Origin of the sequence: Croceicoccus hydrothermalis, assembly GCF_022378335.1 — a bacterium.
GTDB lineage: Bacteria > Pseudomonadota > Alphaproteobacteria > Sphingomonadales > Sphingomonadaceae > Croceicoccus > Croceicoccus hydrothermalis.
The window spans coordinates 1-26,037 of the sequence record NZ_JAIQCI010000018.1; the positions used below are offsets into that span (position 1 = coordinate 1).

The window sequence follows — 26,037 nt, forward strand, 5'->3', positions numbered from 1 at the left end:
TGGATGCACCCGACCGAAATCATCAGTGCAGAAAACCCTTGCGCAGCAGAGGCCGTCCACACATGACCCCCTGATTTTCCTCCAAGTTGGATTAGATTCCGGCCCTTGCAGAAGGACGGACGAGATGAAGAGAACGAGGTTTTCCGAAGAGCAGATCATCGGTGTGCTGAAGGAGGCTGAGGCGGGTGCGAAGACCGCTGACCTGGCCCGGCGGCACGGAGTATCAGAAGCGACGATCTACAACTGGAAATCGAAGTATGGCGGGCTGGAGGTGTCCGATGCCCGCCGACTGAAGGGGCTCGAGAGCGAGAACGCGAAGCTCAAGCGGTTGCTCGCCGATGCCATGTTGGACCAGGCCGCGTTGAAGGATCTTCTGGCAAAAAAGTTCTGACGCCCGCCGCCAAGCGGGAAGCTGTCGCTCATCTCCAGGCCTGCCACGGGATGAGCGAGCGGCGGGCGTGCCGTGTCATCGATGCTGATCGCAAGAGCGTGCGTTACCGTTCCACCCGGGACGATGACGCCGATCTGCGTGAGAAGCTGCGCGAGCTGGCCAACCAGCGTCGCCGGTTCGGCTATCGCCGTCTGCACATCCTGCTGCGTCGGGAGGGGATCATGATCAACCGGAAGAAGACCCAGAGGCTCTACCGTGAGGAAGGGTTGGCGGTCAGACGACGACGCAGTCGCAGGCGTGCTGTCGGCACGAGAGCACCTGCTCCGGTGCTGGCGCTGCCGAACCAGCGCTGGAGCCTGGACTTTGTTCACGACCAGATGACTTCGGGAAGACGGTTCCGGGTGCTCAACGTGGTCGATGACGTGACCCGGGAGTGCCTGGCAGCGGTGCCGGATACGTCGATCTCCGGGCGCCGTGTCGTGCGCGAGCTGACTGCGCTGATCGAACGGCGTGGCAAGCCCGGCATGATCGTCAGCGACAATGGCACCGAGCTCACCAGCAATGCGGTGCTGGCATGGTGTGGGGAGATCGGTGTGGAGTGGCATTACATCGCACCGGGAAGGCCAATGCAAAACGCTTACGTCGAGAGCTTTAATGGTCGCATGCGGGACGAACTGCTCAACGAGACGTTGTTCCTCAGCATGGCTCACGCCCGCGTCGAGATCGCTGCCTGGGTGGAGGACTACAACCGGGAGAGGCCGCATTCTTCCCTCGACTACAACACCCCGGCGGCGTTCGCCGCCAAGCTGGATAAGCAATGGCCTGCTTCGCTACGCCCTACGGGCTCCGCTACGCAACCCATTGCTTCCACCGCGCTCATGCGCAACAACGCGGTCCGGCTCTAATCCCAGCTGGCGGAAAGCTGGGGGTCACGTCAGTCCAGATCGAAATCATCGTGGTGACTGGTGCGCAAGATCCCCGCATTGTTCACAAGGATGTCGACCTTGCCAAACGCTGCCAGCGCATGGTCCAGCAACGCGCTCGCGGACGACGGATCGGACAGGTTGAGCGCCATGAATTGCGCAGCATCCCCGATTTCCTGCTGCAACGTTTCAAGCCGGTCCTGCCGCCGCGCCACCAGCAGAACCCGCGCTCCAGCCGATGCGAGAATATGAGCCGTCGCGGCCCCAATTCCCGCAGAGGCACCTGTCACTACAGCGACTTTTCCATCCAGCATTATGCCTGATCCCTCTCCGATCCGATGATTAACGCCGTGAAAGTGCGCCGCGCAATCTTCCAGCCATCGCTCGTCCGGACAATGAAGTCATCGTATGAGCCGATCCCGCGATGCATCGGACCCTGCTTGTTTTCCGGGCTCAGCAGCGCATCGACATAGCTGGTTGCATTGGCACCGGCTTGGGCATTGGTCAGCTTGATATTGCTGATCCGGTGCAGCGTCGGGCCCAACCGCGCATGGGCTTCCCGCATGTAATCGGTAAAGTCGGCGATATTCTGCCAGCTGCCAAAGTCGCCGTAATCGGCTTGGCAATCGGGGATGAAGCAGTTGCGGAACAAGTCCCAGTCCCGCAAGTCTATGGCGCTTGCATAGGCGATCAGGACAGCACTGATCGAGCGTTCGTCCTGGGCGCTGAGCCCGGTATCGATCCCGCAATTGATGTTCATGTTTTCTGCCTCTCCCCCAATTTCACAGCCACGACCGGATCACACGATGTTCCGGTCCCAATATTCCGTCCGTGGCGGGCTGGTCAGCATGGCTGCCATTTGGTCCATCACGCCGCTTTTGGTCCGAAATGCGACATAGGCTTCATGGTCGGCCCGCGACGCCCATTCCTCGATAAAGATGACGCGATTGGGATCGTCGGCATTGTGGCGAATGCTGATATCGACAAAGCCCGGAAACTCCCTCGTATCCTTCAGAGCTTCGGGGATTTGCTCGCAGAAATCGTCGACAAGTTCGGGCTTCAAGGCCAATTCCAGTGTCACGATGACTGTATCTTGCATGGCGCTTTCTCCGTTCGATCGCGTTATCGGCCAATCGGATAGAAAATCGATTTTTCGTGTTGATATTCGCGCAGCCATCCGGGACCATATTCGCGCCCGATGCCGGACCGCTTGTATCCGCCGATGGGGGCGTCGCTCATCGTGCCCGTCCCGCCATTCAGCGACACGCTGCCGGCCCTGATCTGCAAGGCCATCTCGTATCCCTTTGCGGCATCGGCCGTTTCGACCGCGCCATTCAGGCCATAGCGGGACTCGTTGGCGATGCGGATGGCCTCCTCGTCCGTGGAGAAGCCGATGATGCAGCCGACCGGTCCGAAAATCTCTTCCTGCGCGATGGCCATGTCGTTGGTCACGTCGTCGAATAGGGTAACCTCGGTAAAATATCCCTTGTCGAGACCGGCAGGACGGCCTCCGCCACACACAAGCGTCGCGCCGGCGGACTGTCCCAGCCCGATGAAATGCTCCACCTTGCTGCGTTGGCTTTCGCGGATCAGCGGGCCCATGCGGATCGAAGGGTCGGCCGGATTACCGATGCTGATCTGCGCGGCGACGGCAGCCGCGGTGGCGGCAAAAGCAGGTCGCAGGCTTTCGTGGACGAGGAAACGCGTGGGAATGGCGCAGCCCTGGCCGGCGTTGATGGAAATAAGGGTTGCGGCCATGGCGGCGGCGCGCTCGACATCGGCGTCCTCGCGCACGATCAGCGCCGATTTGCCGCCCAGTTCCAGATGGACCTTCTTCAGCGTGGGCGCGGCCTGCCCCATGATCTGGGCGCCCACTCCTTCCGATCCAGTGAAGGTCACCATATCGATCCGCTCGTCAGTGCAAAGCAACCGGCCTTGTTCGATCCCGCCGGTCACGATGTTGACCACGCCGGGCGGCAGGCCGATCTCGTCCGCCACCTCGCCGAAGAGCAACGCCGAAAAAGGCGTGAACGGCGACGGTTTCAGCACCAGCGCGCAACCGGCGAGCAGGGCTGGGCCGATTTTCGCAAGGTTGAGCAGGAACGGAAAATTATAGCCGGTTATAGCGGAAACGACGCCGATCGGCTCGCAAACCACCGTTGTTCCGCCGATCGAGCGTGGACCATCCGGGACGAAAGGATTGGGTGTGATATCTATGGGCAGCCGTTCGGGACGGTCGCGCCGTGCATGGCCGATCGCAGCTTCTAGCAGGCGCAACGGATTGTCGACCTGCATCAGCTGGGTCACACCTGCCGCGCAGCCGACTTCGGCCACGATCAGCTCGGCGATGCGGCCCTGTCTTGCCCGCAGCGCCCGCGCCATCTTCTCGATCATGTCGGCGCGCTCGGCCATCGACATCTTGGGCCACGGGCCGTGGTCGAAAGCTTCGCGGGCGGCAGCAATGGCCAGTTCGACCTGTTGTGGCGAAGCGACGGGCGCATGGGCGAGGATTTCTTCGGTGGCGGGATTGATCACAAGCTCGGTTCCGGCCTCTGGCGCGTGCCAGCCGCCATCGATGTAGAGCTTCGAAATATCGGTAAAGGCGGTGCTCATCGGTTTGTGTCCCTGCCGAGAATCATGTCCGCGGCGTTCATGGCGATGGCCATCGCCGGTGCATTGGTATTGCCCGAGACCAGCGTGGGCATGATGGAGGTGTCGCAAACGCGCAGACCGGTCACGCCGCGCACGCGCAATTGCGGATCGAGCACGCTCCCTGCTTCGGCGCCCATCGCCGCCGTGCCGGCGATATGGAAGGACGTCCCGCCAAGCTGGAGCAGGTTTGCCAGGATGTCCTCGTCCGAATGGACCTGCGCCGCAGGTCCGACCTCCTCGACGATCCATGGCGAAAGCGCGTGCTGGCCCCCGAAACGGCGTATCCATTTGAACAGGGCCAGCGCCTTGTCGCGGTCCAGCTGCTCGCTGAAATGATTGGCATCGATTTGCGGCGGGGCAGCGGGGTCGGCCGACCGGATATGCGTCGATCCGCGGCTCTCGGGCCGGGTGAAATAGCCCAGCAGGCGCATGCCGGGAAAATCGTCCAGCACGACCCTGCCGCGCGCATCCTGCTTCATGGTGACCATCATCGAACCAATCTGCGCATCGGGACGGTCGAGGTCCGGCGCAGTCTTGATGAACCCGCCGACCTCATGCGCGGCGTCGGTCATCGCTCCCCGGCGCAGCAACAGATATTGCATGACCGAGGATATCAGACCGATTCCGCTCAGCTTCTGGTTGGAACTGTGGCCGCGGATGCGCCAGTCGATCGCGACATAGCGATGCTCGCGCAGGTTTTCCCCCACAAGGGGGCTATGCGCCGTGACCGTGATGCCCAGAGACTTCAGCCGCTGCGCATCGCCGATGCCGGAAAGCTCCAGCAAACGGGGCGATTCGACCGCTCCGGCGGAGAGGATGATTTCACCCTCGCAGCCGATGGTCCTGCCTTCGACCACGATGCCCACGGCGCGGGTGCCTTCGAAGGCGATCCTTTCGGCGGATTTGCCGGTCAGGACATAAAGGTTGGGCCGTTTGCGGGCCGGGTCGAGAAAAGCCCGCGCGGCAGAGAAGCGCTCTCCCTTCCACGTGGTGGTGGCCTGATATCCCATGCCCTCGTCCGCGACGACATCGACCGCGTTCACATCGCTGACGGTCGGAACGCCCATTTCGGCGCCCGCGCGCACTATCGCATCGGTAACCGGATTGCCGTGCCTTGCCACCGAAATGCGCAATGGTCCGCCCGTGCCGCGCCACGCGGCCGCGCCCAGCGCGTGATCCTCCAGCGCGACGAAATGCGGGCCCATGCGGTCCCAGCCCCACCCGTCGCAACCGGCCCTTTTCCAGTCATCATAATCCTGCGGTGCGCCGCGCATGTAGACCATGCCGTTTACCGAACTGGAACCACCAATACCGCGGCCCTTCAGCCATGTTTCCTCGGGCTGGTTGCCAGCCGGGGTGACGCCATAGGCAAAGACGTGCGGATTGGCCGGATCGAGCAGCTTGCCCACACCGCGCGGCATGCGGATCAGCGGGCTGTTGTCATCGGGGCCGCATTCGATAAGCAGCACCCTGTTGGCTGGGTTCGCGCTCAGCCTGTTGGCAAGGACGCAGCCCGACGAGCCGGCACCGACCACGATGTAATCGAATGACATCCCGTCCATCATGGCAAGCGTGCGATTCATTTTCTCTCCCGTCGATCAGGGATGTGTCGCGCTTGGGTGCCAGCCTCTGTCCTACCCGCTGACAGGTTGGTGCTTTTTTTGCGCTCCTAAGCTGGCGTGAAACCAGAAAAGACAAAGAGAGGAACGCGCAGATGGGTGATCCGACGCCGCAGCAATTGATCGACGAAGCGGGGCTGGACCAGGAAATGGCCGCCGGTGTCATGCCCGGCCTTTCCGCCGCGCTGGCCGCTCTTGGGGAAGAGGGCGGTCTTTCCGAGTCCGGTCATCAGCGAGCCCTTGCGCAGTTTCGCGACAATCTGGCGCGCCTTGCCGCCATTGCGGCTGACCGCAGGGCGCATCCGGAGATCGCCGATGTCGAGATTGTGCGCCCAGTCTTCATTCTGGGCCTTCCGCGCTGCGGAACGTCGATCCTTCACGCGCTGATCGGGGCGGACCCGCAGATCCGCACCCCGCTGCAATGGGAGGTTGCCGCGCCATCGCCGCCGCCCGATGCCGCGACCTTCGATACCGATCCGCGCGCGGACGGGTTCGACGCCTATGTGCAGGAGAATTTCACCGGCGCCTGGGCCGATGTGCTGAAGGCGCATCCGATCGGATCGCGCATACCGCAGGAATGCGGCATGATCCTTGAGACTGCGTTTCAGGGGATCAACCCGACGATGCTGTTCCGCTTGCCGTCCTATTACGACTGGTATCGCAAGACGGATACGCGGTTCGGCTATGGCGTGCACAAGATGTGGCTGCAGCATCTGGCATGGAAGAATCCGCGCAAGCGCTGGGTGCTGAAGGTGCAGGAACATGCGCACCACCTTGCCGAATTGCTTGCTGTTTATCCCGACGCGGTGCTGGTGCAGCCGCATCGTGATCCGGTTACGGTCATGGCGTCGATCTCTCGCCTGATCGAAGTGATCCGCTGCGTGTCTTTCGACCGGATCGACCGTGACGAACTGGGGCAGGAATTGCTGCACCTGTGGCACGACGGGCAGGCTGCAGCGCTTGCATGGCGCAAGGCCAATCCGCAGGTAAAGGTGCTCGACCTTGCCTTTCGCGACCTCATCGCGGACCCGGTCGAGGCGGTACGCAAGGTCTATGGCCATGCCGATATTGATTTCACGGGCGAGAGCGAGGAAGCGGTATCGCGCTGGTGGCGTGAGCATCCTGCGGACAAGCACGGGCAGCACCGCTACGAGTTGGCGGACTATGGCCTGACGCGCGAGCAGGTCGAGGGTGTTTATGCCGATTACATTTCTGCCTACAGGCCATATCTGTGAGCCGCTGGGCCGATTATCTGGCGCAGCTTTCCTCGGCAGAGGACGTGCTTGCCATGCTTCCGGACGACGCCGGTCCGGCTGATGTCGCCGAAGCGGAGCGCATGCTTTTCATGGCGCTCGCTTCGGGTTGGCTGACCGCCTTTGCGGATCGCGACAACCCCGATTTCGTTCCGGCGGTCTGCACCCATTTCAACCTTGTCGGCACCAATCCCGATTTCATTTACGCGGCGGCCTCCATCGATGGCGATGGCAGCTACCTGCTAACGGGCGAGCGCGGTGAAAGCCTTTTCGTGCAGATTGATATCACGGCAGGCGGCCTAGGCGTGATGGATGCGTTGGGGCCATCGCTGGGGACGGTCGATTTCGACGATCTTGCGGTGGATGGGGAAGGGCGCTTTTCCCTGATGTTGAGCCATGAACGGCCTGCGGGCTGGAGCGGCGACTGGCGTCATCTCGATCCCTCGGCTCGATCGCTCTCCCTCCGTCAGGCCAGCTATGACTGGGGTGCGGAAAGGGAAGCGCGAATTGCCATTGAACGGACCGACATCGCCCATTCTCCCCGTCGGTGGACGCAAAGGGAAATCGGCGAGCGGCTGATGGCGCTATGCGGGTATCCCAAGCGGATCGGGACCATGTCCCTTGGCTTTATTGCTGCGCAACAACAAAAGGGTTTGTGGAACGCGGTCGAACATGACGACTGGGCGGGACGCGGCGGCGTTGAGGGGCAGCATTATTACCAGGGCCTGTTCCGGCTAGAACCTGGTAGCGCCCTGTTGCTGGAAAGCGCATTGCCCGATGCGGTGCGCTACTGGAACGTGCAATTGAACGACATGCGCTGGAACACGATCGATTGGATGAACCGTCAGTCGAGCCTGAATGGCGGGCAGGCGAGCATCGATGCCGATGGCAGGTTTCGCGCAGTGATCGCCTTGGATGATCCGGGCATCGCCAACTGGCTGGACCCGGGCGGTTATTCGGAAGGCTCGATCATGCTGCGCTGGAGCGGGGCGAGCAGTGGGCCGGAGCCGAGCCTGACCGTCGTTCCCCTCGACAAGCTTGATGCGCGGCTGCCTCCGGAGACGATACGGATTTCGCCAGCGGAAAGGCAAGAGGCCCTGCGCGCGCGCCGCCGTTCCGTGCAGATGCGCCGCCGTTGGTAGCAGAGCGCCGTCAGGCCGAGCCGAGCTTCTCCGCGCCGCCCGTCAGCACATCGTCGCCCATGCGCGCACGGGCCTGTTCCTCGTCCGCAAGGCCTTGGGCGGTGGGGTGCTGGACATCGTCCTTCGTCAACCTGCCGGTCAGCCTGTCCCAATGCGTGACCAGCAGGTCGTCGCGTTCGACGAGGTCTGACAGCGCAAGTTCCGGCGCGTCTTTCCAACCCTGCCAGCTGTCGGAGGAATTGACCTTGTAGATGCCGACATAACTATATCGCGGCGTGGTGGGGATCATCTGTCCATGGCTGCGAAACGCCAGCAGGGCTGCGCTGTGAACGCCCGGACGGCGCACGGCGGCAGGCATATAGCTGTCGGCATACCATTCGCGCAATTCGGCGTCCTTGCCCGGTGCGGCATTGAACTGTTCGAACACGACGCCGCCCGAATGTTCGATTTCGGGGTCGTTGTTCCGGAATGCCAGCGGATAATAGTGATAATCCTCAAGCACGCTGTCATCGATGGCGGTGGTGACCATCATGCGGCTGGTCAGCGCATTCTCCCAATGCTCGCGCGAGAAACGTTCGGGATCGAATACATCGTAAAGGGCGAAATACTGCCAGTCATATTCCGGCGGGATGTCCATCGGCTGATGCGGACTGCGGCTGAAACGCTGCGCGGTGACAGAGCCGCGGAATCGCAGTGCATCGCGGATGTGGATGTTGGTGTACCAGTCGTCGAGGTCAGCCTCGCGCCCCGGACGCGCCTTGGTCAGTACGACGAGGACCGCTTCGATCATGCCTGCTATCCGCCAACGCGGGTAAAGGGCATGTGCGGCGCGCCCATCGTTTCGCGATAGGAAATCGGCTGCTTCCCGTCGAGATCGCTGACTCCGTAACGCGCGCCCATTTCGGCCCCGATCAGCGCCTGCCCGGTGAAGGACATTATCCTGGGGTCGGCGTACAGGGCTTGCAGTACGCGCGCGGCGAATTCGGGCGTCTCCCATTGGGGAAGGCTTTCGCGCATGTCGGGTGGCAGCATGTCGGCAGGCATGGCTTTCACCGCATCGGTCAGGATGAAGCCCGGCCAATAGGAAATCGCGGCCACGCCGTGCGGGCAAGGTCCACTGCCATGTCGGCCATCATCTTGTCGGTTCCGGCCTTGGCCGCGCCATAGGCGGCCCCGTGGAAATAGGACACCGCGCCATAAAATGAAATGCTCGCGATCAGGCCCTTGCCCGCCTTGGCCATCATCGGTGCCGCATGCCACGAAGCGACATAGTTGGAGCGCAGGCCGACATCGATCATATCGACAAGGTGCAAAGGCTTTTCCCAGAACGGACCGGGCGCGATCAGGTCCATCGCATGCACCGCCGCGGCATTGTTGACCAATATTTCGATCCGGCCTGCTTCGTGCTCGATCCGGGCGAAGGCACTGGCGACCGATGCGTCGTCGGCATGGTCGCATGCGATGGCAATCGGCTTGCCGCCGCGGTCCGCGATTTCGCCGGACACCGCCGCCAGATCCGCCTCGTTCCGGCCCGTCACCACCACGGTAGCGCCATCGGCTCCGAACTCGCGGGCGATACCCCGGCCAAGGCCCCTTGTTGCTCCGGTAACGACTGCGACAATGCTCATTTTTTCTCCCCCTGTACCCGAGTGCCCTGCGGCAACGCATAGGCAATCAGCTCGTTGCTATATCCCGACAATATGCCGCCATGTCCGCCGGCGGCGATCACAACGAATTGCCGACCGGACCGGTCGGACCAGTAGGTCATGGGCGTGGCATTGCCGCCCGCCGGTAGTCGTCCATGCCAAAGCTCCTTGCCCGACCGAAGTTCATAGGCGCGGATCATGTGTTCCTGCGTGGCACCGATGAAGGCCAGTCCGCTGCCCGTGACCACGCCGCCGCCGATATTGGGCACGCCCATCGGGATCGGTATGCCAAGCGGCATCATCAGCGGGCCGCTATCGCGCGCCGTGCCGAACGGCTTTTGCCAAAGCAGCTTGCCCGAAACGAGGTCGACAGCGCTGACGAGCCCGTAGGGCGGCTCTGTACAGGGCGCGACGAGCAGGGACAGGAACGGCGCAACCGAGGCTGCATAGGGTGTCCCCGTTTGTGCCACGGGCCCTGCAACGTTTTCGTAACTTGGGACCGCAACGGGCTTCAGGCCGATCCTGTCGGCTTCTTCGCGCGGTATCAGGCGGTTGTAGTTCAGGACATGCGACGAATTCACGAATGCGATGCCCTGCACCGGATCGACAGCGATGCTGCCCCAGTTGTTGCCGCCCAGAGAGCCCGGCCAGATGATCGACGCGCGGTCGGTCTCGATCGGAGTCATGTGCCCGTCGAAACGCGCCTGCCGGAACTTCAGGCGACACCATGCCTGATCTACCAGCGCCATGCCCCACATGCTGCGCTCGCTTGGCCGCGGCCCTTCGAAACTGGGCAGGCCGACCGAGAACGGCTGCGTGGGCGACGCGCGGTCGCCATCTGCCTTCGAAGGCGTCACCGGCAATTCGGCAACCTCGGCGATGGGCTCTCCCGTGCGGCGGTCTAGCATGAACAGCTCGCCCCGCTTCGTCGGCTGCAGCAGGGCAGGGCGGCCGTCGGGCAGATCGAACAGGACAGGCTGCGATCCGACATCGTAGTCCCAGATATCGTGATGGGCCGTCTGGAAATGCCAGCGCGGCCGGCCGGTTTCAGCATCCAGCGCAACTACGCTGGTCGAGTATCTCTCCATTTCCGGCGTGCGGTGCAGCCCCGTATAATCCGGGGTGGCATTGCCCATCGGTACATAGACCATGCCCAGCTCTTCATCGGCGCTCATCACGCTCCAGCTGTTGGGCGTACCTGGGGTATAGGTCTCGCCCGGCGCAGGCTCGCCCATCCGGTCGGGGGCGCCCATGTCCCATGCCCATGCCAGCTTTCCGGTGATGGCATCATAGGCGCGGATCACGCCTGAAGGCTCGCCGACCATCTGGCCGTCGGTGACCCAACCGCCGATCACCAGCTTCCCCGAAACGAGCGTGGGCGGTGAGGAAACGTGGTAATAGCCCGGCGGGGCCTTGCTCATGCCGCGTAGCAGATCGACTTCACCTTCTTTGCCAAAATCGGTGCAGGGCTGCCCTGTCTGCGCGTCGAGGGCGATCAGGCGGCTGTCGATAGTCGCGGTGTAGATCCGCGCGGCACAGCTTTCGCCGGCTGCCGCATCGGGCGCCGCGAAGTAAGTGACGCCCCTGCATGTCTGGCCGAAAACCCCGGTCGCGTCGGCATGGGCTTCAAAGCGCCAGATCTGCTTACCGCTTTCGGGATCGAGGGCGATGACGTCATTATAGCCGGTGCAGACATACAGCCGGTCGTCAACCATCAGCGGGGTTGCCTGAAAAGGCGCGGGCTGACCGTTCGGTTCTCGCCCGGTCGAATAGCGCCACACCTCTTGCAGCGCGCCGACATTGGCAGGGGTGATCTGGTCAAGGGGCGAAAAGCGGCGTCCTGCCTGCAGATTCCCGTAATGATGCCATTCGCCGTCGCGCGCAGATGCGGGCGCTCCGGCCAGACCGGCAAGATCGCTGCCGCCGGTGATACGGTCGTTCCAGAAAGTCCACGAAAGCCCCGCAACCAGACCCAGAAGCGCCACGCCCAACAGTCCGCCGCTGATCCGCGTGACGGGGACGACGCCCAGCGATCGCCGCACCCATGGGGTAAGCAGCCAGATGCCGATGACCGTAAGCAAGCCCATCCGGCCCAGCAGTGGCCAGAAGGCGAAGCCCGCTTCCCAAACCGACCATGCCAGCGAAAGGGTCCATATGGCGGCATAGACATAAAGCGCTCTTGTCGATTGACGCCAAAGCAATCCGGCGACGGCAATGAATGCCAGACCGCCAGCCACATAATATGGCGAACCGCCCGCCAGCAGAAGTTGTGCGCCGATCCAGATCAGACTGATGCCCAGAAGCAGCACCAGTATTGCCAGCAAACGATTTAACCAGGTCACTTCGTTGCAATCTCACTTTTATGCGGATCAGGGCACAAGTGCACTGGGGCCACCGAACGCCATGCGTGCGATCACGGCGGGGGCGATATTGATCGCTAGGAAAGTCACCTGAAAAAGCAATACCATGCCCCACAGCCGAGCCCATTCCCGGCCGAGGCCGGCGGGCTTGGTCGCTGCGCCAAGGCGAACCTCATGCGCCATGAATCCTTGTGGATCGCGATCGGCAAGCATCCCGACGAACCAGCCAGCCCACAGACCGATGAGCAGGGGGAAAACGAGCGGCAACCGTCCCTGTTCGCTTTCCAGCGCTGGTCCCACCACCGAATCATAGGTCCACCAGCCGTTGGCGACTGAACTGCCCTCGACATAGATCTGATAGGCAAGGAAGAGCGGAAACGCGGTCATGAACGATAGCGCATAGGCCGATCGAGCAGGGAATTTGCGCTTGAGGAACAGCACCAGCGAGGTCAGCAAGGGAATCGAGACGGCAAACCACCATCCCCAGCTGAACGGCATGAACAGCGGCTTCACCGGCGTCGTATAGGCCATCTCGCCCCAGAATGGCAGGCGCGCGAATTGGGGGTTCCATGCGACATAGGCGCCCCAGTCACCGAAAAATTCCTGCCAGAAACCGCTTGAGGCTGCGATCAGCATCAGACCGAAAAGCGGGATGCGGCGGTTCTTCACCGCAAGCGCCGCGGCCGCCAGAAGCAGCGCACTCCACAGATAGATGCTGCCGATTTCCATCACCCATGGATTGACGGGGTCGCCCATCGTCTGGGCGGCGAGCGCCTCAGGACTCATCGCGCCATTGCCTTGATGTGTTCGGGAAGGTTGTGGTTGTAGCATTTCTTTTCGTAGAGGCCGGAAATGCGCCAGCCGTTCTGGGTGCGGCGGAACTGGTGGATGTACCACAGGCCGAAGAAGATTGTCTGGGGCTGCCCATCATCGCCGGGAACGACCATCGGGTTTGTGCAGACCGACCGCGTTTCGCAGCGATCACCGTCAAAGCTGTATTGCGTGGTCGAAACCGCATGCTGCGACATCGGCACGGGCCCAAGACTGGCTGCGAGGAACGACTTGATATCGGCCAGCGAACCTTTGACGCCGACCATTTCGCTATAGTCGATTACGGCATCATCGGTGAAATAGCCGTCAAGGGCATCGAAGTCCTTGTTGTCCACGGCATAGCAATATCCCACCATCAGGTCCTGAATCTCGAACCTGTCCGACATTTCTTCGATCGAAAGCACGGCAGTCTCCCTTCTGTCCGCTTATGCCACATGAATGTGCGGGTAATCGCCGGTCTGTTCCTGCCGATTGGTAGGTTGCAGACCGCAGCATGGAATTGAAAAGGGCCGCGATCGACGGCCGTATCCCTCTTCGGGCCTGGTCAGACGTATCCCTACGCTGCAAGATCGCAGCTCGACATAATGGAGAGTTTTTATGGCTGGACGGATCCCGCCCTTCACACTGGATGATTTCAAGCTTTCGCCCGAAAAGCGTGCCGAGATTTGCGAAGGCCTGACCGAACGTCAAACGTTCATGGTCAACCAGTGGATGAACCTGCACGACAAGCTGAACGTAGGCGACTGGTCCGGATTCGACGAGTTCATGGACAAGGACAAGATGACCTACGACAATCCGAATCGGCCCGATCTGGGGACGTTCGAAGAGTGGAGCAGCTCGCCCCGCGCGCTTTTCACTACGTTCCCGCCGTCGGTCTACCGCACGCTCAAAGCATGGGGCCGTGGCGACGACGAGATCTGCGTCCTGTGCCACCACCACGGCAAGCACACGGGCGGCCCCTACATGGGCGTTCAGCCGACAGGCAATCAGCTCGACGTGCTCTGGTTCAGCTGGATCAAGTTCGACGGCGACAAGATCGTGCACATCTATTCCATCTCGGACGTGCTTTCGATGCTGATCGACCTTGAAGTGATCGAGGCTCCGCAGCCGGTCGATCCCTACAAGTAAGGCAGCGCCAGTCATGACGCGAAAGGGGGGCAATTCTGCCCCCCTTTTTCGCGTCATAGCGCGACCGGCCGCGTCGCTGGGTTAGAGGCTGAAACCGCCATCCACGATGATCGTCTGGCCAGTAATATACGACGCCCGGTCCGAGGCGAGGAAGCGAACCGCTTCAGCCACGTCCTCACCGTTGCCAAAGCGGCGCAGGGCGATCGTCTTCTTCTGCTGTTCCCAGATTTCAGGCGTGTAGAGCCTCTTGACGAATTCTGCGCCAAGGCCGGCGTCGATGATTCCGGGCGCCACCATATTGGCGCGGATACCAAACTTGCCTTCTTCCTTGGCGATTGCGCGGCCCAGCGCTTCCATGCCTGCCTTGGGAACCGAAGATAGCGCATCGCCGGGCGGGAAGGTGTAGTTTGCGACCGACACAACGATCACGAAATTACCGCTTCCTTGCTGGCGGAACACGGGCAGTGCTGCTGCAACGACGCGCATCAGGCCGAGCAATTCGGTCTCGATCACCTCGCGCCACTGGGGTTCCTCGATCCGGCTGACGAAAGGCTGCTCGATGGCGACACCCGATGCGAAGACCACCGCATCGATCCGCCCGAAACGGTCGTTTGCCGCCGTAATGGCTGAACTGACTGATGCTGGCTCGGTAAGGTCGCATGCCACTGGCCAACCTTCGCAGGATTCCGGCAAATGATTGGCAAGCTCTTCCGCGGTCGAGCGATTCGACTGGTAGGACAGCGCAATTCGATCAAAATCCTGCGCGAGGGCATGTGCGCAGGCGCGACCAAGGCCGCCGGTCGAGCCAATGACGAATGCGGTTCTGCCGCTCATCTGGCCGCATCATCCGGATAGCGGTCAAGCTGTTCGAGCAGTTTCGCGGCAAATTCGTCATTCCGGTCGGCGGTGAACATATGGCCCGCGCCCGTGGCGATCAGAACTTCAAGTTGGGGGGTGAGCGCCTGGAACCGAGCCGTATTCACGTCATTGACCAGATGGCTCAGTTCTGCGCGGACCATGACGACAGGCGAGGTAACCCGTGCTGCAGCCGCGACAACCGCCTCGTTCTCGCTTGGGGGGTGGATGAATTCATCCCGGCCCGATGCAGGGTCCCAATGCCAGTGCCATCGACCGGTCGAATCTTGCCGCATCGAGCGGACAAGTCGCGATGCATCGCGAATGCGCGGCTGGTCCAGATGCTGGGCCAAAGCGTCTGCCGCCGCATCGAGACTGGGATAGCCATGGGCTCCTTCGGCGAAGAAGCGGCGAATACCATCGACCGCATGGTCGGGCATGTCCGGCGCCACGTCGGCCAGCATGATCAGACGCACCCTGTCTGGATGGCGCGCCCCGGCGATCAAGGACGCCTGCCCACCCCGCGACGCTCCAACAAGGGTTACGCGATGGTCGAATTGCGTAAGCAGGCATTCGACATCGCGGGCCATTGCATCGACATGGTAATCGCGGTCCGACGCCCAATCGCTTTCGCCATGGCCACGGAGATCGAAAGCAATGCCGTAATATCCGGCCGTGCCCACTTTCAAGGCAGAGCCTCGCCATGCGTTGCGGCTTTGACCTCCGCCATGAAAAAAGAAGACGGGCGGGGCCTGCGGGTCGCCAAATGCTTCACCCGCAAGCTCAAGCCCGTCTCCTCGAAATCGGACGGTCTTGCCGCGCACTTTAAGCAGACACAGGAACGGTTTCGGCATGGCTCGGGTGTTCGCCCGGCCCCTTGTAGGCGAACTTGCCGGGAGCATGGTGCCACTTGCCGTCATCGCGGCTTTCGTACGGGGATGCCACTTCGATCAGGCAGCCATGGGTGCTCTTGGGACCGACCCAGCTCCATTTCTGCCAGGTCATGTCGGGATCGTTGAACGTTTCGCCGTCTCCGGGAAGATGCAGGCCTTCGGCCTTCATTTTTTCCATGGCGGCGGGGACATCATCGGTGCTGAAGCACAGATGGTGGACATGCTCACCAACCTTGTCGAGCCGCTTGCCGAGCGGAGTTCCGGGTGCGGGCTGGATGAACTGGATTTCGGTCGAATATTCATTGACGAAGGTGGCCCATTTCATGCCGGAATCCTCGCCACTCGAAAATTCATCGTATTTCACAATCGGCTTTTCAAGCGATTGCGGGTCGAGCACGCGAAGGATCTTGGTCCAGTCCTCGATCGCCTGATCGAGGTCGCGAACGAGCATGCATACATGGGCAAAGGGGCCGCTGGGCATTGTTGTTCTCCTTGAATTAGATCAAAATTGTGGCGGTACCCGCATTGACTGCGCCGCGTCCGTCCACATCGAGCTTGATATCGCAGGTTACGCGGTTGCCTTGGACGGAGGTGACTTCGCCCGAAGCAACAACACGGTCGCCTTCATAGACATTGTCGAGGAAACGCGAATCCATCGTCTCGATCCGGCAACCGGGAAAGGCCGTCATCAGCATGTTCATCATATAGGCAACGTTGATCGGACCCTGATTGATCCGCTTGTTACCAAGCCCTTTGGCCTTCACGACCTCTACATCGAGGTGGATCGGGTTGGGGTCGGCAAGAAATACCGACCAGTCGCGCATGGCGTCAGGGCTGACCGTTTCGATCACGAAGGGAGGAAGCGTGTATCCCGCCTTGATGTCTGCTGAAACGCTCATGCGGCAAGCTCCTTGCGCGGCAGGACCCAGACATTGTCCGTTTCCAGGACGGCATCGCCGCCTGCAGCCGGATGCAGGCGAAGGCGATAGGTGAGGACGTCCATCACGCCCAGCTTGCGGCTCTTCTTGCGCACGAGGCTGAGGATTTCGCCGGTAACCCGATAATCCTGCCCGACCATAAGCTGTCCTGCAAAGCGAACACCTGACGATCCCATCATCGGGCCGTCTTCCACGTCGAATTCGCAAGTCTCGCACACGCCGCCCACGGTCTTGCCCATGGCGACCTGCGTGGCGATGTAGTAATAGATCGGATGCGCACTGCCGTCAGTCGCGGGCTGCACGCCCGTCGACCGGCATAGCGCCGCATTCTCGTCCGCGGCGATCGAGAATATCGCAGTTCCATCCAGCGAAGTGCCAGCGACATCGGGGGCAGGGGGAAATTCTTCCATTTGCTCCATCCTCAGAACGACCGGGGAAGGCCGAGATTCTCGGCGATCGAATTGCGCACCATCTCGTTCGAAATGGGCGTCATGCGCAGGATGCGGTGGTCGCGCCAGTAACGCTGCATGTCGGTTTCGGCCGAATAGCCCATGCCGCCCATGATCTGGATACCCATGTCGGCGGCCTTTACCGCGTTTTCAGTAGCGACCATCTTCAGCATGTTCGCTTCATTTCCGCAAGGCAGGCCATTGGATTGCATCCATGCGACGTTGTAAAGCAACAATTCGGTCAATTTCTGCGATGTGGCGATATCCGCGACATAATGCTGAAGGATCTGGAAGCGCCCGATCACGCCGCCAAACGCCTTGCGCTGCATCATATATTCCAGCGCGTCTTCCAGCACGCCGTCAATTGCGCCAAGGCATTGCGCCCCGACCATGATGCGTTCGTTATTCAGGCTGGGCAGCATCGCCTTCCACGCCTGGCCGGGTTCGCCCAGAACATCTTCGTCAGGGACGAACACATCCTCGTAATGCACCTCGCAACTTCCCATGGCGCGCATGCCGAGCTTGGGCAGGAGGCTGGCCGTGATGCCCGGCGATTTGGCGTCCACGAACAGGGCGATCAGGCCGTGATGCTTCTTCTCGGCATTGCGGTCGCAGCGGGCCAGCACAAGGAGGCGGTCGGCGACCTTGGCGCCGGTCGTCCACATCTTTGCGCCGTTAAGCTTCCAGCCTCCGTCGACCTTGTCGGCAAAGGTCTTCATCGCGCCAAGTACGTCAGTGCCGCCATCGGGTTCGGTCATCGAAAGCGACACGCGCAGGTTGCCTGCCGCCATTTCCGGCAACCAGCGCTGCTTCTGCTCTTCACTGCCGGCGATCGCGACCGAATGGGCGCCTCCAAACGAGGTAAGGCCCCAGACCCACAACAGCCCGCCCGCGGTGCGGGCCATTTCACGGGCGAAGATCATCTGCATGACAACGTCGCCGCCGAGGCCACCGTATTCCTCCGGAATGCCGACGCCGAAGAAACCCTGTTCCTTCAACTTGTCCCAGATTTCGAAGGGATAGTTTTCCTCATCCGCCTCAAGCTTGCGCATAAGGTCCTTGGGTAGTTCGGCATCGACCCAACGCCTTACGACATCGCGGAATGCGATCTGTTCTTCAGTGAGATTGAAATCCATGCTGGCCTCGTGGTTTCGGATGGCGCGTTTGCAACCTATCGAACGGTGGGTTAAATCGACAGTCCGCCTTCGACCGGCAGGACCGAGCCGGTGACGTAGGAACCTGCGGGAGATGCCAGAAAAATGGCCGCTCCGGCCATGTCTTCGGTCATGCCCGTCCGTCGGCGCGGGACCATGGATTCCACCATCTTGCGCATCGTATCGTCGCTGATCACGGTCATGTCGCTTTCGAAGAAGCCGGGTGCGATTGCATTGACCGTTATATTGTCCGAAGCGAGGTTCTTTGCGAGCGATTTGGTCAGCCAGTGGATAGCACCCTTCGATGCCTGATAGGCATAGACTTCGCGCGGACCAACCTTGAGCGCGCCGACCGACCCAATATTGATCACGCTGGCCGGTCGTTGTGCGCTGGCACCCGCACGCAGCAGCGGCAAAAGCTTCTGCAGCAGGAAGAACGGGCTTTTCAGATTGAGATCAAGGACGCCGTCCCAATCGGACTCCGAAAATTCGTCGATGGGGGCATCCGACAGTGTGCCTGCGTTGTTGACGAGCACATGCAGAGCTTTCTCGCGGCTCGACAGCTCGGCAACCAGCGCCTTGATACCGTCGATCGTCGAGACATCGGCAGAGAGGCCGATGACGTCGCCGGGGATATTGTCGGCCACGGCTGCGACCTTTTCCGCATTGCGGGCACAGATATAGACTCGCGCACCTGCCGCGGCGAGGCCTTCGGCGATCATCCGGCCGATACCGGCGCTGCCGCCGGTGACTAATGCAACACGGCCCTTTATCGAAAACAGCTTGGCGGCATCGATCATGCCACGATCTCCAGCATCATGTCGGCAAGCCCTTCGGGATCGCCTACATTGAAAGCATGGTCGCCCGGATGCTTGTGTATCGTCCAGCCAAGCTTTTCGGCCCGTTCGTGCATCATGCCCATGATGGTGTGTTCGGCAGCGATATAATCCACCGGATGGGTGATCGATTCCGCGCCGACGGGAATGACGCAGCTGGTGGCGCGCATTGGCTGGTCAGACAGGTGGTCCAGCAGCCATTTCTCGCGATTGCGATCCATCATGTGCGGATGGTCCTTGGCCATCGCGCGCTGTTGTTCATGTACGCCCGAGCCGATCGGACCCTCTCCGCCATCCAGCATGGCATCCAGTCCGGCGGCTTCCTCTTCGCTCGCGAAACCCATCATCGATGCGATGCGTTCACCCGCGTGGGGCACGATCGCGTCGAGATAGATGACGCGTCGAACGCGGTCGCCCGCCTGCGCCAGCACGCCTGGCGCGACGGTGCCGGCATAGGAATGCGCAACCAGGATGACGTCCGACAGATCTTCATACTTAAGGACGTTCACGATGTCGGTCACATGGACCGCATTGCCGACGTCGCGGCCGATCAGATGTTCCCGTTCGCCAAATCCGGTGAAGGTGGGGGTGAATACCGTGTGCCCCTTGGACTCAAGCGCATCCCGCATGAATTTCCACGTCCAGCCGCCCATGCCGCCGCCATGCATCAGAAGAAAAACAGCCATTATTCGGGCGCTCCGGGTTCAAGGTTGAGGACGAGTTCGGGGGGCACGTCAGGGCCCCACAGGTAAAAGCTGTCATCCGGCGAGTGCTGGGCCGCGGGCCATTCGCAGTCTGCCGGGATGAAATCGATATCGGCCGAAAACTCGGCATAGCTGCCCCACGGGTCGCGGGCATAATAGAAGTAGTTGCCGCCAAGAACGTGGCGACCCACACCCCAGCCTTCCTTGTAACCGGCGCGCATCATCTGCGCCGATCCAAGGCCCACTTCCTGGAACGAACCGACATCCCAGCTGCTGTGGTGCATGCCGCGATGCGTCGATCCGACCAGGGCAAGCAGGTGATGGTCGCTGCCATGCGGGCCGTGCAGGAACGCGACAACCGGGCCGCTGCCGTCGGACAGGCGCAGGCCGAGATTTTCCTCGTACCATTGGGTCGCCGCCATCACATCCGATGTAAAGATAGCGAAATGGGAGAGATTGCGCGGCTTGGTTTTGGGCGCTTTCGAATTGAAAATGGCGCCCGACTCGCCAGCAGCAGACGAAGTCGTCTGAAACTGCGTCTTTGCATCGGGCGAACATTTTTCGGCGACCGCAAGGTGAATCGGCATGTCGTCGAAGCCAAGGATCCAAGTGCCGCAGTTAGGCGCCTTTGCGGACGCTTCGATGCGCTTCACGCCGTTCTCATCCAACCGGGCGAGCAGCGGCGCTTCGTCTTCTTCGTACACCCCGAAGCTGATGTAGCGCAGCTGCTTCACCGGACCTTCGACGATCCGCGCCCAGCACTGGTCGTGGCCAAAGGTATAGAGTTCCAACCCGGCATCGGTCTCGCGCACGTCAAGCCCGAATGCGGTGTAGAAGTCCATTGCCACAGCCAGATCGGGCACCTGGAGGCCGAAATGGTCGATCGAATGCACGCCAAGCGCACCTGCGCGTTTTTGCGCCATATATCTCTCCCTTTACAGTCGAGCTTCAGCTCATTCTGCGACGACAGGATTGCTAAGCAATCCGATGCCTTCGATCTTCACTTCGCAAATGTCGCCCGCCTTCATCCAGACCTGCGGATCTCGCGCGACGCCGACACCGCCGGGGGTGCCCATCACCAGCACATCCCCTGGTTCAAGTGTCATGAACGTGGACAGCAGATGGATGGTATTGGCGACGGTGAAGATCAGATTGCCGGTGTTGGATGATTGCATCACATTGCCATTCACCCGGCATTCGATCTTCAGTCCAGAGGCGCCTGCAGGGACTTCATCGGGCGTGACCAGCCACGGGCCGAAAGCGCCGGTGTCGTCAAAGTTCTTGCCCGCGGTCCATTGCGGCGTGCGCAGCTGGTAATCGCGGATGGAGGCGTCGTTGAAGACCGAATATCCGGCCACGTGATCTAGCGCATCGGCTTCGGAAATGTTCTTGCCGCCCTTGGACAGGACGACCGCCAGTTCGGCCTCCCAGTCAAGCTGACTGGAGATTTTCGGGAGGATAATGGGCGCGCCGTGGCCCATCAGGCTGGACGGGAAGCGGCCGAACAGCACGGGAAAATCGGGAATGCCAAGGCCGGATTCTTCCGCGTGATCACGATAGTTGAGGCCCAGGCAGACGATCTTGGAAGGCCGCGTGACTGGGGGAAGAAAGCTCAGCGATGCTTCATCGACGACTTCGCCGCCTGCCGCGGCCTTGCCGGCCGCTGCCAGCGATCCTTCCGCGATCTTTGCGTCGAGGTCGGCCAGTTCGCTGTCCCAGACAACCCTGATTTCGCCATCGACCTTCGCGGCGAGGCCGATCTGGCCGTCCTTGCTTACCCGTGCAATGCGCATTTCAATCTCCGATCCTGAATTTACTTGCTGGCCTTCTGGCCGGTTCCGCCGCCCGTGGCGGGCATAAGGTTGTTGCTCATTCCGCCATCGACCAGAATATCGATGCCGGAAATGTGACCGGCTTGCGGTCCAAGCAGAAAAATAATCGCATTGGCCACGTCCTCGGCCATTCCCAGCTTGCCAAGCGGGATCATCGATTCGCGCTGTGCCCGGCGCTGCTGGTCGTCATAGCCGGCCTGCGTCATTGGCGTGTAGGTCGGCCCCGGCGACACCGTGTTGCAGCGAATGCCGTCCGGCCCCCATTCCAGTGCGCATTGCCGCATCAGCATCAGCAGCGCGGCCTTGCTCGACGAATAAAAGCCAAGCCCCGGGGTCGGCTGCGTTGCCGACATGGAGGCGGTGGCGACAAATGCTCCGCGCGAACGGGCGAGATGGCGATGAGCCGCCTGGCCCAGCAGCCAGGTGGCGCGCGTGTTGATCGCGTACACACGATCGAATTGTTCTGGCGTCTGATCGACGAGCGGTGCGCCGGATATAATCCCCGCATTGCTGACGACCCCGTCGATCCCGTCCATGAAATCGGCGGCAGCGGCGACGATGTCCTTTCCGCAATCGGGTGATGAGAGATCGGCGACAAAAGCGCGTGCCGCGGGCCCGATGGCCTCTGCCACGGCCCTGACGCCGTCAGCGTCCCTGTCTGTCAGCAGCATCTGGTGCGGTTCATCCTGCCCGGCCAGCAATTCCGCCACGGCCCTGCCAATGCCGCTGGCGGCCCCCGTAATCACGACTTGCATCACAAATTCCTCATTCGCTGATTCCGAGTTCTTCCATGAGCCGCTGCCGCAGCTTGAACTTCTGGATCTTGGAGGCCGACATCGGCCATTCGTCGACATAGCGAATGTGGCGCGGAACCTTGAAGGATGCGATCCTTTCCTTGGCAAAGGCGATCAGCTCGGCTTCGCTGGGCCGGAAACCGTTCGCCAGCTTGACGAAGGCGGCGGGAACCTCTGCCAGTCTCTGGTCGGGGATGCCGATGACCTGTGAAAGCTCCACCGCCTCGTGCGCTTCAAGAACGGTCTCGACTTCGGCGGCGGCGACGTTTTCCCCGCCTACCTTCAGCATGTCCTTGAAACGGCCATGGAATCGCATGTGGCCATCGCTGTCGAGCGAGCCGATATCCCCGCTGTGATACCAGCCATCGGCGTCGATCGCCTCGGCCGTCTTGACTGGATCGCGGTGATAGCCGTCGAGCATGTTGTAGCCCTTGATAAGGACTTCGCCGCGCTGTCCCGTCGGCAGGTCCTTGCCGGTTTCAGTGTCGACGATGCGGACGGAAATCCCCTTGAGCGGATAGCCCAAGGTCTGAAAGCCCAGTTCAGGATCCATATCATAGCCGCCGGTGCTAACGATCCCGCTGGCCTCCGACATGCCGAACGTGCCGACCTGAAGTGCATTCGGCATTTTTTCGCGATAGGCATCGCCGATCGCCTTGGGCATCTGGCTGAAACAGCTGTTCATCAGCCGCACGCTGCCCATGTCGGTCTTGTCCCAATCGGGATGTGCGATCATCGACTGGTGAAAGGTGACGAAGGGCAGAAAGATCATCGTTGCCTTTTCAGTCTCGATCTGGCGCAGGCTTTCGCCCGGATCGAAATGGGGCTGGCCGATGAAGGTGCCGCCCACCTCTATCGCGCCGAGCATCGCCAGCATGGCCGCGATATGGAACAAAGGCATGGGCGACCAGACGCGCTCGTCATCCTGAAAAGCCCATCGGTTACGCGCAAGATTGCTGGCTTCGCGGCAGATCGCCTCGTTCGATAGCAGGCAGCCTTTCGGGTTTGCGGAGGTCCCCGAAGTATAGAGGACCATGCATGTATCGCGCAGCCGGACCGAAAGCCGTGCTTCGTGAACGGCTTCCTCGTCGACGGTGGCTGCTGCGGCATCGAAGGCGGACTGGTCAATAAAGCCTGCCGCCTGCTTCCCTCCGTTCAGGATAAGGCGGCGCAAACGCGGGGCCTGCACAATATCGAGCGCCATGGGATCGGCACATCGTCCAATTTCTGGAAAGGCCTCTGTCAGGCGGGTCGTGAAATCGACGAAATCATCGGCCTCGCTGTTCGTTATGACAGCGCATAGTTCGGCATTCTCGACGACATAGGCGATTTCGGGGGCGCGATAGCGGGCATTCATCAGGACCGATACGCCGCCCACCATGGAGACGGCGAACAGGGTTTCGACGAAATCGACGCCGGATGGCAGCAGGATGCCGACATGGTCGCCCTGCGTGATGCCAAGGCCGAGCAGCCCGCGGGCCCGGTGCAGCACTGATTGCACGACATCGTCATAGCTGCGCCGTCCCGACGGGAAGACGAGCGCTTCCTTGTCGGGATGTGCGTCCCAAGACTTTAGCAACATGTCGGCAAGCGGACTTACACTGACCCGAATACTGGACGCATCTTCGCCATTAGCGGACACGCAGGCCTCCTCCATTTTCTGGCTTACTTCGCGCATCTCTGTTCCGCCTCATGGCACTCTCGTGCCCTTCCCAAGGATAGGCCTCCACGCATTGCGCGACCTAACCGCAACCGGCGACGCCGCCGTCGACAGGCAGGGCGACACCGGTGATGTAGGCGCCCGCACGCGACGACATGAACACGACCGATCCGGCGATTTCGTCCGGCCGTCCCAGTCGGGCCATCGGAATTTGCGATAGTACTGCCGGGTCCACTTCGTCGTCCTCGCGCAGATGCGCCGTCATCTTGGTGGGGAAGAAGCCGGGAACGAGCGCGTTGACGTTGATGTTGCGAGACGCCAGATCGCCGGCAAGATCGCGGCTCAGCATGTGAATGGCCGCCTTGCTGGCCGAATAGGAATAGGCGCTGAGGCGGGCCGTCTTCAGCCCCGCGACGGAGCCGATATTGATGACCCTTGCCGGATCGTCGGGGGTCCCGGCGGCTTCCAGCGCGCCCAACAATTCGCGGACCAGCGTGAAGGGTGCCTGCACATTGACCGTCATCACGCCCGGCCATGCCTTGTCGGGATAATCGTCAACCGGTCCGCCCCATGTCTTGCCGGCATTATTGACAAGAATATGGAGCTTGTCGCCGCAAGCGGCGCGCAACCGCTTGGCAAGGTCCACAGCAGCTTCGGGGCTCGAAAGATCGCAGGGCAGGGGGATGCAGTCGCCCAGCGACGACATTTCCGCCGCCGCCACACTGCACACGTCTTCCTTCCTCGACGTGATCGCGACCGTGGCCCCCGCCTTCAGCAGTCCCTCGGCAATCATGCGGCCAAGGCCCTGCGCGCCGCCGGTGACCAGCGCGACTTTTCCGCTCAGATCGAAAAGCCCGGTCATACGGTGATCGCCACCTTGCCGAACTTGTGATCGTTTTCGAGATAGGTCAGAGCCTTGTCGGCTTCGGCCAGAGGAAAAGTCTTTTCGATCACCGGCTTGATACCATGCTTGTCAATGAAATCCAGCATGTTGCGGAAATCTTCAGGATCGCCGACCTGACTGCCGACGATGCTGGCACTCTTCAGGAAAACGCCGGTCGCGGTAATCTCGAACTTGTCGCCTGCGGTCGATCCATAGATCACGATGCGGGCGCCCGGTTTTATGGCACGAATGTAATTGGCATAGCTCGGTCCGGGCGCGCCATCGAGTACGACGTCGATGCCGCCCGTCATCGCGCCGACCTTCTTGCGCCATTCGGGATCGGTGTAAAGCAGGCCGTCGGTCGCGCCCATGCTCTTGGCACGTTCGATGACTTCTTCGCTTTCACCCGTGACATAGACCTTGCAGCCAAGCGCCACCGCATAGGCGAGACCAAAGGTCGCTACGCCGCCGCCGACGCCGCTGATCAGAACGGTATCGGTAGGCTGCAGCTGGCCCTTGAACATCAGCGCGCGCCATGCCGTCAGGCCGGTCAGGATCGAAGCGGCGGCCTCTTCCCAGCTCATGCCCGCGGGCTTCGGGGCCAGATTTTTAGCCGGAACACAGACATATTCGGCGATCGTGCCAGGGTGTGGCATGCCCAGCAGGCCGAATTCGGCCTTCGGGGCGTGGCGGTTTGGTCCCCAATCGCGGCCGGGATACAACACGACTTCGTCGCCGATTTCGACGCCAGTGACGCCTTCGCCGATCATGTCGACGACGCCGGCGCCGTCGCAGCCCATGGTGCAAGGTGTGACCATCCCGGGGTACAGCCCGCGCGAGATCCACATTTCCCGGTGGTTCATCGACGCCGCCTTAATCGCGACCCGCACTTGTCCGGCAACAGGTTCCGGCGTCTCGACATCCGCCACGCGAACGGCTTCTGGACCATCCGTGGATTCGAGCAATAGAGCTTTCATAAGTCGGAAATCCTTTTTCTATAATCGGTTATTGGCACCGATGGCCAAAGAGCGGCGGCGCCATTTCTGACCGTGAGGCTGGTAAAGGATGCGGCCGGGGCGAATGCGGGCGTCATG

Annotated in this window: 29 protein-coding genes; 4 read left to right on the plus strand and 25 right to left on the minus strand. The window is 61.4% G+C overall.

Annotated features, from left to right (window positions below; all coding sequences use genetic code 11):
* The first annotated feature begins 124 nt into the window (after window positions 1–124).
* Window positions 125–1,296 (plus strand): IS3 family transposase gene (locus K4G67_RS10890; RefSeq protein ID WP_239806400.1). Its coding sequence is split into 2 segments (ribosomal slippage): window positions 125–377 and window positions 377–1,296, totalling 1,173 coding nucleotides; the frame shifts between segments, so codons are not numbered across the junction.
* Between the two features lie 29 nt (window positions 1,297–1,325).
* Here the strand turns inward: K4G67_RS10890 and K4G67_RS10895 are convergent.
* Genes K4G67_RS10895 through K4G67_RS10915 form a run of 5 tightly spaced genes read right to left on the minus strand, consistent with a single transcriptional unit; the run spans window position 1,326 to window position 5,549 of the window.
* Window positions 1,326–1,628, minus strand: a complete 303-nt coding sequence (locus K4G67_RS10895) for an SDR family oxidoreductase (protein ID WP_239806401.1) — start codon at window positions 1,626–1,628, stop codon at window positions 1,326–1,328.
* Window positions 1,628–2,074, minus strand: a complete 447-nt coding sequence (locus tag K4G67_RS10900) for a nuclear transport factor 2 family protein (RefSeq protein WP_239806402.1) — start codon at window positions 2,072–2,074, stop codon at window positions 1,628–1,630. Before K4G67_RS10900 ends, K4G67_RS10895 begins: the two co-directional genes overlap by 1 nt.
* Before the next feature lie 39 nt (window positions 2,075–2,113).
* The gene (locus K4G67_RS10905) at window positions 2,114–2,413 is read right to left on the minus strand and encodes a putative quinol monooxygenase (RefSeq protein WP_066849484.1); all 300 of its coding nucleotides are present in this window, start codon (window positions 2,411–2,413) and stop codon (window positions 2,114–2,116) included.
* A gap of 23 nt (window positions 2,414–2,436) precedes the next feature.
* Window positions 2,437–3,927, minus strand: a complete 1,491-nt coding sequence (locus tag K4G67_RS10910) for an aldehyde dehydrogenase family protein (protein ID WP_239806403.1) — start codon at window positions 3,925–3,927, stop codon at window positions 2,437–2,439.
* Window positions 3,924–5,549 (minus strand): GMC family oxidoreductase, encoded by a 1,626-nt coding sequence (locus K4G67_RS10915; RefSeq protein WP_239806404.1) that lies wholly within the window; start codon window positions 5,547–5,549, stop codon window positions 3,924–3,926. The genes K4G67_RS10910 and K4G67_RS10915 overlap by 4 nt, the downstream gene beginning before the upstream one ends.
* Before the next feature lie 131 nt (window positions 5,550–5,680).
* Here K4G67_RS10915 and K4G67_RS10920 point away from each other — a divergent pair, with 131 nt between their 5' ends.
* Together K4G67_RS10920 and K4G67_RS10925 are read left to right on the plus strand one after the other, a co-directional pair.
* Entirely contained in the window at window positions 5,681–6,820 is a 1,140-nt protein-coding gene (locus K4G67_RS10920) for a sulfotransferase family protein (RefSeq protein WP_239806405.1), read from the plus strand.
* Window positions 6,817–7,980, plus strand: a complete 1,164-nt coding sequence (locus tag K4G67_RS10925; protein ID WP_239806406.1) for a hypothetical protein — start codon at window positions 6,817–6,819, stop codon at window positions 7,978–7,980. Before K4G67_RS10920 ends, K4G67_RS10925 begins: the two co-directional genes overlap by 4 nt.
* Window positions 7,981–7,990: 10 nt before the next feature.
* Here the strand turns inward: K4G67_RS10925 and K4G67_RS10930 are convergent, their stop codons facing one another.
* From K4G67_RS10930 to K4G67_RS10955, 6 genes are read right to left on the minus strand one after another with little or no spacing between them, the layout of a single operon-like run.
* A complete protein-coding gene (locus K4G67_RS10930; RefSeq protein ID WP_239806407.1) occupies window positions 7,991–8,770 on the minus strand; it encodes a hypothetical protein in 780 nt (259 codons plus the stop codon).
* Between the two features lie 5 nt (window positions 8,771–8,775).
* Window positions 8,776–9,078 carry a Rossmann-fold NAD(P)-binding domain-containing protein gene (locus tag K4G67_RS10935; RefSeq protein ID WP_239806408.1) on the minus strand — a complete coding sequence of 101 codons (303 nt, stop codon included), beginning with the start codon at window positions 9,076–9,078 and terminating at the stop codon, window positions 8,776–8,778.
* Window positions 9,042–9,608, minus strand: a complete 567-nt coding sequence (locus K4G67_RS10940; RefSeq protein WP_239806409.1) for an SDR family NAD(P)-dependent oxidoreductase — start codon at window positions 9,606–9,608, stop codon at window positions 9,042–9,044. Before K4G67_RS10940 ends, K4G67_RS10935 begins: the two co-directional genes overlap by 37 nt.
* Window positions 9,605–11,968 carry a membrane-bound PQQ-dependent dehydrogenase, glucose/quinate/shikimate family gene (locus tag K4G67_RS10945; RefSeq protein ID WP_239806410.1) on the minus strand — a complete coding sequence of 788 codons (2,364 nt, stop codon included), beginning with the start codon at window positions 11,966–11,968 and terminating at the stop codon, window positions 9,605–9,607. The genes K4G67_RS10940 and K4G67_RS10945 overlap by 4 nt, the downstream gene beginning before the upstream one ends.
* Window positions 11,969–11,995: 27 nt before the next feature.
* The gene (locus K4G67_RS10950; protein ID WP_087910579.1) at window positions 11,996–12,772 is read right to left on the minus strand and encodes a hypothetical protein; all 777 of its coding nucleotides are present in this window, start codon (window positions 12,770–12,772) and stop codon (window positions 11,996–11,998) included.
* The gene (locus K4G67_RS10955) at window positions 12,769–13,221 is read right to left on the minus strand and encodes a nuclear transport factor 2 family protein (RefSeq protein WP_239806411.1); all 453 of its coding nucleotides are present in this window, start codon (window positions 13,219–13,221) and stop codon (window positions 12,769–12,771) included. Before K4G67_RS10955 ends, K4G67_RS10950 begins: the two co-directional genes overlap by 4 nt.
* 193 nt (window positions 13,222–13,414) lie before the next feature.
* Here K4G67_RS10955 and K4G67_RS10960 point away from each other — a divergent pair, with 193 nt between their 5' ends.
* The gene (locus K4G67_RS10960; RefSeq protein ID WP_239806412.1) at window positions 13,415–13,945 is read left to right on the plus strand and encodes an ester cyclase; all 531 of its coding nucleotides are present in this window, start codon (window positions 13,415–13,417) and stop codon (window positions 13,943–13,945) included.
* Between the two features lie 81 nt (window positions 13,946–14,026).
* Here the strand turns inward: K4G67_RS10960 and K4G67_RS10965 are convergent, their stop codons facing one another.
* The 14 genes from K4G67_RS10965 to K4G67_RS11030 form a co-directional block, all read right to left on the minus strand.
* Complete coding sequence (locus K4G67_RS10965) at window positions 14,027–14,779, minus strand: SDR family NAD(P)-dependent oxidoreductase (RefSeq protein ID WP_239806413.1); 753 nt, start codon at window positions 14,777–14,779, stop codon at window positions 14,027–14,029.
* Window positions 14,776–15,654, minus strand: a complete 879-nt coding sequence (locus tag K4G67_RS10970; RefSeq protein WP_275588840.1) for an alpha/beta fold hydrolase — start codon at window positions 15,652–15,654, stop codon at window positions 14,776–14,778. Before K4G67_RS10970 ends, K4G67_RS10965 begins: the two co-directional genes overlap by 4 nt.
* Window positions 15,626–16,174 carry a VOC family protein gene (locus K4G67_RS10975; protein WP_239806415.1) on the minus strand — a complete coding sequence of 183 codons (549 nt, stop codon included), beginning with the start codon at window positions 16,172–16,174 and terminating at the stop codon, window positions 15,626–15,628. Before K4G67_RS10975 ends, K4G67_RS10970 begins: the two co-directional genes overlap by 29 nt.
* Before the next feature lie 16 nt (window positions 16,175–16,190).
* On the minus strand, window positions 16,191–16,592 hold the full coding sequence (locus tag K4G67_RS10980; RefSeq protein ID WP_239806416.1) for a MaoC family dehydratase: 402 nt from the start codon (window positions 16,590–16,592) through the stop codon (window positions 16,191–16,193).
* The gene (locus K4G67_RS10985; RefSeq protein ID WP_232469061.1) at window positions 16,589–17,041 is read right to left on the minus strand and encodes a hypothetical protein; all 453 of its coding nucleotides are present in this window, start codon (window positions 17,039–17,041) and stop codon (window positions 16,589–16,591) included. Before K4G67_RS10985 ends, K4G67_RS10980 begins: the two co-directional genes overlap by 4 nt.
* An 11-nt stretch (window positions 17,042–17,052) precedes the next feature.
* The gene (locus tag K4G67_RS10990) at window positions 17,053–18,216 is read right to left on the minus strand and encodes an acyl-CoA dehydrogenase family protein (protein ID WP_239806417.1); all 1,164 of its coding nucleotides are present in this window, start codon (window positions 18,214–18,216) and stop codon (window positions 17,053–17,055) included.
* 50 nt (window positions 18,217–18,266) lie between these two features.
* A complete protein-coding gene (locus tag K4G67_RS10995; protein ID WP_239806465.1) occupies window positions 18,267–19,031 on the minus strand; it encodes an SDR family oxidoreductase in 765 nt (254 codons plus the stop codon).
* Window positions 19,031–19,756 (minus strand): alpha/beta fold hydrolase, encoded by a 726-nt coding sequence (locus K4G67_RS11000; protein ID WP_239806418.1) that lies wholly within the window; start codon window positions 19,754–19,756, stop codon window positions 19,031–19,033. The genes K4G67_RS10995 and K4G67_RS11000 overlap by 1 nt, the downstream gene beginning before the upstream one ends.
* Complete coding sequence (locus tag K4G67_RS11005; protein ID WP_239806419.1) at window positions 19,756–20,697, minus strand: VOC family protein; 942 nt, start codon at window positions 20,695–20,697, stop codon at window positions 19,756–19,758. Before K4G67_RS11005 ends, K4G67_RS11000 begins: the two co-directional genes overlap by 1 nt.
* Window positions 20,698–20,727: 30 nt before the next feature.
* The gene (locus tag K4G67_RS11010) at window positions 20,728–21,567 is read right to left on the minus strand and encodes a fumarylacetoacetate hydrolase family protein (RefSeq protein ID WP_239806420.1); all 840 of its coding nucleotides are present in this window, start codon (window positions 21,565–21,567) and stop codon (window positions 20,728–20,730) included.
* A gap of 20 nt (window positions 21,568–21,587) precedes the next feature.
* Window positions 21,588–22,361: an SDR family NAD(P)-dependent oxidoreductase gene (locus K4G67_RS11015; RefSeq protein ID WP_275588842.1), complete on the minus strand. Its 774-nt coding sequence runs from the start codon at window positions 22,359–22,361 to the stop codon at window positions 21,588–21,590.
* 10 nt (window positions 22,362–22,371) lie between these two features.
* Window positions 22,372–24,078 (minus strand): class I adenylate-forming enzyme family protein, encoded by a 1,707-nt coding sequence (locus K4G67_RS11020; RefSeq protein WP_239806421.1) that lies wholly within the window; start codon window positions 24,076–24,078, stop codon window positions 22,372–22,374.
* Window positions 24,079–24,142: 64 nt separating this feature from the next.
* Window positions 24,143–24,922, minus strand: a complete 780-nt coding sequence (locus tag K4G67_RS11025) for an SDR family oxidoreductase (protein WP_239806422.1) — start codon at window positions 24,920–24,922, stop codon at window positions 24,143–24,145.
* The gene (locus tag K4G67_RS11030) at window positions 24,919–25,920 is read right to left on the minus strand and encodes a quinone oxidoreductase family protein (protein WP_239806423.1); all 1,002 of its coding nucleotides are present in this window, start codon (window positions 25,918–25,920) and stop codon (window positions 24,919–24,921) included. The genes K4G67_RS11025 and K4G67_RS11030 overlap by 4 nt, the downstream gene beginning before the upstream one ends.
* Window positions 25,921–26,037 lie beyond the last annotated feature (117 nt).